The following is a 2,790-nucleotide window of genomic DNA, read 5'->3' on the forward strand; positions in this document are numbered from 1 at the left end:
CGCTGACCGTGACCGGAGCGCCCATTGTCAATGCCGGTCCCGATGGCGGAATGTGTACCAGTGAAGGCAGCTATACCCTGGCAGGCACAGCTGAAAACTACGCCTCGGTGCTGTGGACCACAGCCGGGGACGGCACATTTAACAATGAGACCCTGCTGACAGCCGCCTACACGCCCGGAACAGACGACATTGCCAGCGGACAGGTCACCCTTACGCTCACAGCCTTTGGCAACGGAACCTGCGGGGATGTTTCGGACAACATGACCCTGACCATTTGGCTGGCAGTGATTGCGTTCGCAGGAGAAGATGATGCCATCTGCGAAGGCCAATCCTACACCCTGTCAGATGCCACGGTCGAAAATTCAGACGACTTCGCCTGGACGACCAGCGGCGACGGAACGTTTAATGATACCGGAGAGGTGAATCCCGTTTACATCCCCGGTACGGCCGACATTGACGCCGGATGGGTCACACTCACACTAACGGCCACCGGCGAGGGTGTATGTCCGGAAGATTCGGACGAAATGATCCTGACCATCACCGGAGCACCCATTGCCATTGCCGGCCCCGATGCAGGTGTCTGCGAAGGCGAATCCTATCAGCTGACAGGTACTTTTGCCGAAAATTATTCAGAAATAAACTGGTCATCATCCGGTACTGGAGCGTTCAACGCTCCCCATGCACTGGATCCGACGTATGCGCCCAGTGCCGGTGATATCAGTTCAGGAACAGTTACACTGACCCTTACCGCAACAGGAATCGGGACCTGCGGTAACGCAGATGACGCGATGATCCTCACGATCTGGCCAAGCGCCACGGCGTTTGCAGGCGGCGACGACGGGATCTGCGGCGATGAGGCCTATGCACTGGTGAATTCCGACGCAACAAATTACACAACGATAAACTGGTCATCATCCGGTACTGGGTCGTTCGACGCTCCCCATGCCCTACATCCGACGTACACGCCCAGTGCCGATGATATCAGTTCAGGAGAAGTTACCCTGACGCTTACCGCTTGGGGCGAAGGGGAAGGCTGCCCACCGGCAACGTCGTCAATGCTCCTTTCCATCACCGAAGCGCCTACAGTGGAAGCAGGCTATGATGAGGATGTTTGCAGCAGCGTAGGATTCGTCACCGTAACAGGCACGGCCACCAACTATTCCAGCATCCTCTGGTCAACATCGGGAAATGGAACATTCGCCAGCCCGTCCTCGCTGACCACAACCTATGACCTGGGAAACGAGGATATTGCCAATGGCCAGGTATACCTGATCCTCACAGCCACCGGTTTTGGGGACTGCGGTGAATTCGATGATGCCAAACTGGTGACGATCTGGCTGGATGCATCCGCTGATGCAGGGCCGGATGACGCCGTGTGCGGCCAGGAGCCCTGCACGATATCGGGCGCAACGGCCGGGAATTATTCGGCAATCCACTGGGCCACTTCCGGAACGGGTACATTCAACAATTACGGTATCGTAAATCCCACCTATACTCCCGGGCCGGAGGACGTCCAGAACGAATCCGTTGTCCTTGAAATCACGGCGTTTGGTGCAGGCGGGTGCCCCAATGCAGTGGATGAGATGACGCTAACCATCACAGGCCCGCCTGATGTCAACGCAGGAGACAATGCATCCGTCTGTTCAAACGAATTCCCCTTCCTGACTCAGGCCACTGCTGTAAATTATTCGTCTCTGCTCTGGTCAACCGGTGGTGATGGGATTTTTGATGATCCCGGATCCCTTACGGCATCCTATACACCCGGTGTCAACGATATCTCGCTGGGGTTTGCCGTGCTTACCCTTTTGGCAGAGGGCAACGGCACCTGCCCGGATGTTAGCGATCAGATGACATTAACGATCTGGTTGTCTGCTTCCGCCAATGCGGGACCCGATGCGATCATCTGCGAAGGCGAAAGTTATACGCTGGCAGATGCAACGGCTGATTTCTATGTTTCTCTGGAGTGGACCTCCTCCGGAACCGGATCCTTTAATGATATCACCATTCTGAATCCGACCTATGTACCCGGACCGGAAGACATCGCATCCGGCACCGTGACGCTTACCCTGATCGCTCATGGCCTCGGGAACTGCGCCCCGGATTCCTCCAGCATGGTCCTGACCATTACTGGCGCGCCGGTGGCAAATGCAGGACCTGATGGCATCATCTGTTCAATCGACAGTGTCTATTCACTCTCTGGTTTTGCAGAAAATTATGCAAGTATTCTCTGGACATCCACCGGCAGCGGAGTCTTTGCGGATCCAACGCAACTCCAAACAACGTATACGATTAGTTCGGATGATATTGACCTGGGAATGATCTCCCTGATCCTGACTTCCGTGGGTAACGGCTCCTGTGGCAGCGTAAGCGACACCTTGAACCTGGGTATTTTCAAGGCGCCAACAGCTTTTGCCGGCAGCGATGCATCCATCTGCGAAGGAGACACCTACCAGCTCTTCGACGCATCGGCTACCGATTATTCCTTTGTCAGCTGGACATCTTCCTTCGGTTCGGGTTCCTTTGACAATCCCAATGCAATAAATCCGACTTATACTCCTGGAAATCAGGATATTACAAATGGCTGGGTTAAATTGATCCTCACGGCTCAGGGATCCCTATACTGTCCGGTCGCATCCGACACGATGCTGCTGATCATCACCCTGGCACCCACGACAAGTGCAGGTGATGATGCTTCCCTCTGTACCAGCGACACAACCATTATCCTCTCCGGCGCAGCATCCAATTATTCCTCCGTCCTCTGGACCACCAGCGGCAACGGAATCTTCAGCG

The 2,790-nt window shown here is 55.2% G+C and carries 1 protein-coding gene; it reads left to right on the top strand.

The features are described 5' to 3' along the window. Nucleotides 1-2,790: hypothetical protein (locus tag PKI34_12985; GenBank protein HNS18722.1), on the top strand; the 2,790-nt coding region annotated here is incomplete at both ends.

The organism is Bacteroidales bacterium, assembly GCA_035342335.1.
Lineage (GTDB): Bacteria > Bacteroidota > Bacteroidia > Bacteroidales > JAGONC01 > JAGONC01.